Raw genomic sequence first — 8622 nt, forward strand, 5'->3', positions numbered from 1 at the left:
TGAGGTCTATGTGGCAGGTCCGGGGGTGGCGCGCGGGTATGTGGGTCGGCCGGGGCTGACGGCCGAGCGGTTCGTGGCCTGCCCCTTCGGCGGCGGGCGGATGTACCGCACGGGCGACGTCGCGCGCTGGGACGACGGCGAGCTGGTCTATGTCGGGCGCGCGGATGAGCAGGTGAAGATCCGTGGCATGCGGATCGAGCCGGGCGAGGTGCGCGCGGTGCTGGCCGCGCATCAGGACGTGGCGCAGGCCGCGGTGATCGTGCGTGCCGACTCGGGTGACAAGCGGCTGGTCGGTTACGTGGTGCCCGCCGCACAGGCCGTCGATGTGGAGGCGGTGCGGCGGTTCGCGGGCGAGCGGTTGCCGGAGTTCATGGTGCCGTCGGCGCTGGTGGTGCTGGATGAGCTGCCGCTGACGGTGAACGGCAAGCTCGACCGCGGCGCGCTGCCGGCGCCGGAGGTGAGGCGGGCGAGCAGGGGTCCGGCCGATGCGCGGGAGGAGCTGCTGTGCGCGGCCTTCGCTGAAGTGCTGGGGCTGCCCGACGTGGGCGTGGACGACGACTTCTTCGTCCTGGGCGGGCACTCGCTGCTGGCGGTGCGGCTGGTGAGCCGGATACGGGCGCAGGGCATCGAGGTGCCGGTGCAGGCGCTGTTCGAGGCGCCCACGGTGGCCCGGCTGGCCAGGTACTCGGGCCGTGAACGCGTCCCGGTGCCGCCGAACGCGATCCCCGCAGGCGCCCGCGCGATCACGCCGGACATGCTGCCGCTGGTCGAGCTGACCCAGGCGGAGATCGACCGGATCGTGGCCGGGGTGCCGGGCGGCGCGGCCAACGTCGAGGACGTCTACCCGCTGGCCCCGCTCCAGGAAGGCATGCTCTTCCACCACCTGCTCGCGGGCGACGGCGTGGACGCGTACGTGATGCCGACCGTGCTCGAGTTCGACGCGCGGGCCCGGCTGGACGGGTTCGTGGCCGCGCTGCAGGCCGTGGTGGACCGGCACGACGTGTTCCGCGCCTCCGTGGCGTGGGAGGGCCTGGCGGAGCCGGTGCAGGTGATCTGGCGGCAGGCCACCCTGCCGGTGACACCCGTACGGCTGCCCGAAGACGGCTCCGACCCCGCCCAGCAGCTGCTCGCGGCGGCCGGCGCGGCGATGGACATCGGGCGGGCGCCCCTCCTGGACGTGCACATCGCGCGGTCGCCCGGCACCGATCGCTGGCTGGCGCTGATCAGGATGCACCACATGATCCGCGACCACCTGGGGCTCGACGTCGTGCTCGGCGAGGTCGCCGCCTTCGCCGCCGGTCGGGGACACGAGCTGCCCGACCCCGTGCCGTTCCGCTCCTTCGTCGCCCAGGCCCGCGCCCGGGGGGACGCCGAGGAGCACGAGCGCTACTTCGCCGACCTGCTCGGCGACGTGGACGAGCCCACGGCCCCGTACGGGCTGCTCGACGTGCGCGGGGACGGCGTGCGGACCGCCGCCGCGTGGGCCCCGCTGACGTCTGAGCTGGCCGCCCGCGTACGCGAGGCCGCCCGGCGGCTCGGCACCAGCCCGGCGACCGTGTTCCACGTGGCGTGGGCCCGCCTGCTCGCCGTGCTCGCGGGCCGCGACGACGTCGTCTTCGGCACCGTCCTGCTCGGCCGGATGAACGCCGCCGACGGCGCCGACCGCGTCGTGGGCCCGCTGCTCAACACCCTCCCGGTACGCGTACCGGTGAACGGCCTCGGCGCCGGCGAGGCCGTGGCCATGATGCGCACCCAGCTGGCCCGGCTGTTCGACCACGAGCACGCGTCGCTGACGACGGCGCAGCGGGCGAGCCGGGTCGGAGCGGACGCCCCGCTGTTCACGTCCCTGTTCAACTACCGCCACGGCGGCGCGCAGGGCGACGGCGGCCCTCAATTCGAAGGCGTCAGGACGCTCTTCACCCGTGAGCGCACCAACTACCCCCTGACGGTCGCGGTGGACGACGACGGCGACGAGCTGGGCCTGGGCGTCGAGGCCGCCGCGCCCATCGATCCCGGCTCCGTGGTCGCCCTCCTGCGCACCACCGTCGAGAACCTCGTCCGCTCGCTGGAGACGGTGGCCGACGGCGGCCGGGACACGCCGCTGTCGCAGGTGCCGGTGCTCGACGACGGGGAACGGTGGCGCGCCGTGCGCGACTGGCAGGGCGAGCACGTCGCACGGGACCGGACCTCGGTGGTGGAGCTGTTCGAGGCGCGGGCGGAGGCAACGCCGGATGCGGTCGCGGTGGTGTGCGGTGGGGTCGGGGTGACGTACGCGGAGCTGGAGGCGCGGGCGAACCGGCTGGCCCGGCATCTGATCGCGAAGGGCGTGGGTCCTGAGTCTCCGGTGGGGGTCGTGCTGGAGCGCGGGATCGGCGTGGTGGTGGCGATGCTGGCCGTCTGGAAGGCGGGCGGCGTGTACGTGCCGATCGACGTCGAGTACCCCGCCGAGCGGATCGCGTGGATGCTGGACGACGCCGGCGCCCGGGTCGTGGTGACCGAACGCGCGGTGGCGGGGCTGCCCCCGGCGGAGGTGGTGACGCTGGACGACTCGGCAGGGCTGCCGGACGAGCGGCCGGGCGTCGCGATCGACGGTTCGAGCCTGGCTTACGTCATCTACACGTCCGGTTCGACCGGCGTCCCGAAGGGCGTGGGCGTGGCGCACGCCGGGCTGGTGAACCTGATCGAGGTGTTCGGCCCCGTGATGGGGGTCGAGCCGGGCGTCGGGGTGCTGCAGTTCGCCTCGTTCGGCTTCGACGCCTCGGTCCTGGACGTCGTGGTGACGCTGGCACGCGGCGGACGGCTGGTGATCGCGCTGCCTGCGGAACGGACCGACGCCGGACTGCTGCGAGACCTGCTCTCCTCCACCGGCGTTCAGGCGGCGAGTGTGGTGCCGTCGCTGCTGGAGGTCGTGGACCCGGCCGACTGGGCCGGGGTGGAGACGGTGCTGGTCGGCGCGGAGCCGATCGCGAGCGGGACGGCGCGGGAGTGGGCTCGGGACCGGCGGCTGGTCAACACCTACGGGCCGACGGAGGCGACGGTGATGGTGACCGCCGGTCCGGTGGAGCACGTCAACGGCGTCGTCCCCTTCGGCCGGCCCATCACCAACACCCGCTTGTACGTCCTGGACGACCACCTGGCCCCGGTGCCCGTCGGAGTGCCCGGCGAGGTGTACGTCGCCGGGCCCCAGCTCGCGCGCGGCTACGTCGGCCGGCCTGACCTGACCGCCGAGCGCTTCGTGGCCTGCCCGTACGAGGACGGCCGGATGTACCGGACGGGAGACGTGGCCCGCTGGACCCCTGAGGGCGAGCTGGTCTTCGTCGGCCGGGCGGACGAGCAGGTGAAGATCCGCGGCATGCGCGTGGAGCCGGGCGAGGTGCGGGCGGTGCTGGCCGCGCACCCGGACGTGTCGCGGGCGGCGGTGATCGTGCGCGCCGACGCGGGCGAGAAGCGCCTGGTCGCCTACATCGTGGGCGGCGAGGCCGAGGACGTCAGGCGGTACGCCGCCGACCGGCTGCCCGCCCACCTGGTGCCCTCAGCGGTCGTGGTGCTGGACGAGCTGCCGCTGACCGTCAACGGCAAGCTCGACCGCACCGCGCTGCCCGCCGATGCCCCGGCCGTGACCAGCCGGGCCCCGGCCACGCCCCAGGAAGAGGCCCTGTGCGGGGTGTTCGCGCAGGTGCTCGGCAGACAGCAGGTCGGCGTGGACGACGACTTCTTCGCGCTCGGCGGCCACTCCCTGCTGGCGATCCGGCTCGTCAGCAGGATCCGCACCGTCCTGGGAGCCGACGTGTCCATCAGAACCCTGTTCGAGGCGCCCACCGTGTCCGGGGTGGCGAGTCGTCTCGGAAACCAACGGTCGACACGGCCGACGTTGCGACCCATGCGGCGTGACCAGGAGGAGTCATGAGAGTTCCCTTGTCGTTCGCCCAGCGCCGGCTGTGGTTCATCCACCGGCTCGACGGCCCGAGCGCGGCGTACAATATCCCCATCGCGCTCAGGCTCACCGGCGAGGTGGACCGGGCGGCGCTGAACGCGGCGCTGCTCGACGTCATCGGCCGTCACGAGGTGCTGCGGACGGTGTTCCCGGTCGAGGGCGGTGAGCCGTACCAGCGGGTGCTGGGCGTGGCGGAGCTGGACTGGGCGCTGTCGGTCGTCGAGGTGGACGCCGCCGGGCTGGCCGAGGCGGTGGGGCGGGCCAGGGAGCACGCGTTCGACCTGGCGTCCGAGGTGCCGATCAGGGCGACGTTGTTCGTGACGGGGCCGGGTGAGCAGGTCCTGGTGGTGGTGACGCATCACATCGCGGCCGACGGGTGGTCGATGGGGCCGCTGGCACGGGATGTGTCGATCGCCTATGAGGCCCGCTCCCGTGGCGGGACGCCGGAGTGGGAGGCGCTGCCGGTCCAGTACGCGGACTACACGTTGTGGCAGCGGGAGCTGCTGGGCGAGGAGGACGATCCGGACAGCGTCCTGTCCCGGCAGATCGGTTACTGGCGGGAGGCGCTCGCGGGCATCCCGGAGGAGCTGGACCTCCCGTACGACCGCCCACGTCCCGAAATTTCAGGTCATGTCGGGCATGTCGTGCCGCTCGACGTCCCCGCCGACGTGCACGCGCGGCTGCTGGAGGTGGCGCGGGCCGAGGGGGCGACCACGTTCATGGTGGTGCAGGCCGCGCTCGCGGTGCTGCTGGCCAAGCTGGGCGCGGGCCGGGACATCCCCATCGGCGCCGCCGTGGCGGGCCGTACCGACGAGGCGCTGGACGATCTGGTCGGGTTCTTCGTCAACACGCTCGTCATCCGTACCGACCTGTCCGGTGACCCGACGTTCCGCGAAGTGCTCGGCCGCGTCAAAGAGAGCAGCCTGGACGCCTACGCCCACCAGGACGTCCCCTTCGAACGCCTGGTGGAGGAGCTGGCACCGTCAAGGTCGCTGTCCCGTCACCCCCTCTTCCAGGTCGTGCTCACGCTCCAGAACGTGGAGGAAGCGGCTCTGGACCTGGAAGGTCTGCAGGCGGGCGGCGTGGCCGCCGAGTGGGGCGCCTCGGCCAGGTTCGACCTGGAGTTCAGCGTCCACGAGGCGTTCGGTGCGGACGGCGCTCCCGCCGGGCTGCGCGGCTCCCTGACCGCCGCGGCGGACCTGTTCGAGAGGGAGTCCGCCGGCCTGCTGGTGGCACGGTGGATCCGGGTCCTCGCGGCGGTGGCGGCCGACCCGCGGGCGCGGCTGTCCGCGGTGCCGGCGGCCGACGCCGCAGAGCGGGACCGCGCGCTGGTCGCGTGGCAGGAGCCCCCGGCAGGCGGCGCGGCGCTGTCGCTGGTGGAGCTGTTCGAGACGCAGGCCGCCAGGACGCCCGAGGCGACGGCCGTGGTCTGCGACGGCGCCGAGGTCACCTACGCCGACCTGGACGCCAGAGCCGAGCGCCTGGCCAGGCTGCTGGCCGCGCGCGGCGTCGGCCCTGAGACGGTGGTGCCCGTCGTCCTGGAACGCGGCGTGGACGTGATCGTCGCCATGATCGCCGTACTGAAGGCGGGCGGCGCCTACCTGCCCGTCGACCCCGGCTACCCGGCGGCGCGGATACGGCAGCTCGTGGCGGGCTGCGCCCTGGTCGTGGCCTCGCCGGAGACCGCGGGGCTGCTCCCCGACGGCGCCGGCCCGCTCATGGTGGACGACCCGGCCGAGGCGGAGCCGGCCCCGCGCGTCGTGCCGCACCCCGATCAGCCGGCGTACGTCATCCACACCTCAGGCTCGACCGGGCGGCCCAAGGGCGTCGTGGTGACGCACCGCAACGTCGCCGAGCTGTTCGCCGCGACCCGCGACCACTTCCGCCCGGGGCCGCAGGACGCGTGGAGCTGGTTCCACTCCTTCGCCTTCGACTTCTCGGTGTGGGAGGTGTGGGGCGCCCTGCTGTCCGGCGGCCGCGTGGTGGTCGTCCCTTACGCGGTCTCGCGCTCGCCGGAGGAGTTCCTGTCCCTGGTGGAGGAGAGCGGCGTCAGCATCCTCAGCCAGACGCCGTCCGCGTTCTACCCGCTCATGACGGCGGCGGCCAGACGCCCGCAGGCCATGGCCGGCGTGCGGGCGATCGTGTTCGGCGGCGAGGCGCTGGAGGTCGGCAGGCTCGCCGGATGGTGGCCGTACCAGGGCGCCGCGGGGCCGCGCCTGATCAACATGTACGGCATCACCGAGACCACCGTCCACGTCACCTTCCACGAGGTGACGCCCGGCACCGTCACCGGCGGCAGCGTCATCGGCCGCGGGCTGCCCGGACTCCGGGTGCTGGTGCTCGACGAATGGCTCGCCCCGGTGCCCCCTGGCGTCGCCGGCGAGGTGTACGTGACGGGCGGCCAGCTCGCCCGCGGCTACCGGCACCGGCCAGGCGCCACCGCGGAACGCTTCGTGGCCTGCCCCTACGGCGCGCCCGGCGAGCGCATGTACCGCTCGGGCGACCGGGCCCGCTGGACGAGCGACGGCCGGCTGGAGTACGTCGGCCGCGCCGACGCCCAGGTCAAGATCCGCGGGTTCCGCATCGAGCCGGGCGAGATCGAGAGCGTGCTGGCCGCACACCAGGACGTGGCGCAGGCGGCGGTCGTCGTCCGCGAGGACACCCCCGGCGACCGGCGGCTGGTCGCCTACGCCGTCCCGGCCGGCGAGCAGACCGGCTCCGCCGAGCGGGGCCGCCGTGAGGAGATCGGCCTCGCCGAGCTCATTCGCGGCGACGAGATCGGCCTCGCCGACCGGATCCGCGGCCACGCCGCCGAGCGGCTGCCCGCCCACATGGTGCCGTCGGCCCTCGTGCTGCTCGACGCCCTGCCGCTCACCGTCAACGGCAAGCTCGACCGCAAGGCGCTGCCCGCCCCCGAGTACGCCGTGGGCGGCCGCGCCCCGCTCGGCCCGCGCGAGGAACTGCTGTGTGAGGGATTCGCGCACGTGCTCGGCCTGGAGCGGGTCGGCGTGGACGACGACTTCTTCGCTTTGGGCGGCCACTCGCTGCTGGTGGTGTCGCTGGTGGAGTGGCTGCGCGAGCGCGGCGTCACCGTCTCCGTACGGGCGTTCTTCCAGACCCCCACCGTCGAAGGGCTGGCGGCGACGGCCGGCGACCACCAGGTGACCGTGCCGCCCAACGCGATCCCCGACCACCCCGCCGCGATCACCCCGGACATGCTGCCGCTGGTCGAGCTGACCCAGGCCGAGATCGACCAGGTCGTGGCCGGCGTGCCCGGCGGCGCGGCCAACGTCGCCGACGTCTACCCCCTCGCGCCCCTCCAGGAAGGCATGCTCTTCCACCACCTGCTCGCGGGCGGCGGCGTGGACGCGTACGTGCTGGTGACCGTCCTGGAGTTCGGCTCCCGCGCCCGCCTGGACGCCTTCACCGACGCGTTGCAGCAGGTCATCGACCGGCACGACATCTTCCGCACCAGCATGGCGTGGGAGGGCCTGCCGTCGCCCGTGCAGGTGGTCTGGCGCACGGCGACGCTCCCCGTCGAGACCGTCGTGCTCGGCGGCGGCCCCGGCGGCCCCGACGACCCGGTGAACCGGCTGGTGACGACCGTCGGGCTGTCCATGGACGTCGGCCGGGCCCCCCTGCTCGACCTGCACGTCACCCAGACCGGCGACCGGTGGCTCGGCATGGTGCGCGTGCACCACATGGTCCAGGACCACCTCGGCCTGGACGTGCTGCTCGGCGAGGTCGAGGCGTTCCTGGCCGGACGCGGCGACGACCTGCCCGAGCCGATGCCGTTCCGCGCCTTCGTCGCCCAGGCCAGGACCGGCGGCAGCGAGAGCGAGCACGAGCGCTTCTTCGCCGCGCTGCTCGGCGACGTGGACGAGCCGACTGCGCCGTTCGGCCTGCTCGACGCCCGTGGCGACGGCGTCGACATGGTCAGGACGTCCGTGGACGTGGACCCCGCACTCGAACGGCGGCTGCGCGAACGCTCAAGGCAACTCGGCGTCAGCCCCGCCACGGTGCTGCACGTCGCCTGGGCCCGCGTGGTGGCCGCGGTGTCCGGACGCGACGACGTGGTGTTCGGGACGGTGCTGTTCGGCCGCATGAACGCGGGCGCCGGCTCGGACCGCGTGCCCGGCCCCTTCATCAACACCCTCCCCGTACGCCTCCAGGTGAACGGCGTCGGCGCGGCCGAGGCCGTCGCGGTCATGCGCCGCCACCTCGCCGACCTGCTCGCCCACGAGCACGCCCCCCTGGCGCTGGCCCAGCGCGCCAGCGGCGTCGCCCCCGACACGCCCCTGTTCACCTCGATACTCAACTACCGGCACAACGTCGGCGGCGGCCGCGACCGCGCCGCGCAGGACCCGTTCGAGGGCATCAGGACCGTCTTCACCAGGGAGCGCAACAGCTACCCGCTGTCGGTGTCGGTCGACGACGACGGCGCCTCACTGCGGCTCGTGGTGGACGCCGTGGCGCCGATCGACCCGCGGACGGTGTGCGGGTTGTTCGCCACGGCGGTGGAGGGGCTGGTGGCGGCGCTGGAATCGGAGCTGCCGCTGGCGGCGGTACGGGTGCTCGACGCCGAGGCGCGGCGGCAGGTCGTGGAGGAGTGGAGCGGGGCCGAGGCTGGTTCGGTGGGTGGGTCGGTGGTGGAGTGGTTCGGGGTGCGGGCTGGTGAGGTGCCGGGT

The 8622-nt window shown here is 74.0% G+C and carries 2 protein-coding genes; both read left to right on the top strand.

What is annotated here, in order from left to right; translation table 11 throughout:
- The coding region (locus ACFFR3_RS27740; RefSeq protein ID WP_446686057.1) for a non-ribosomal peptide synthetase at window positions 1-3907 on the top strand (3907 nt) is incomplete at its 5' end.
- The coding region (locus ACFFR3_RS27745; protein WP_379484096.1) for a non-ribosomal peptide synthetase at window positions 3904-8622 on the top strand (4719 nt) is incomplete at its 3' end. The genes ACFFR3_RS27740 and ACFFR3_RS27745, both read left to right, overlap by 4 nt.

The organism is Nonomuraea salmonea (assembly GCF_042428605.1).
GTDB lineage: Bacteria > Actinomycetota > Actinomycetes > Streptosporangiales > Streptosporangiaceae > Nonomuraea > Nonomuraea salmonea.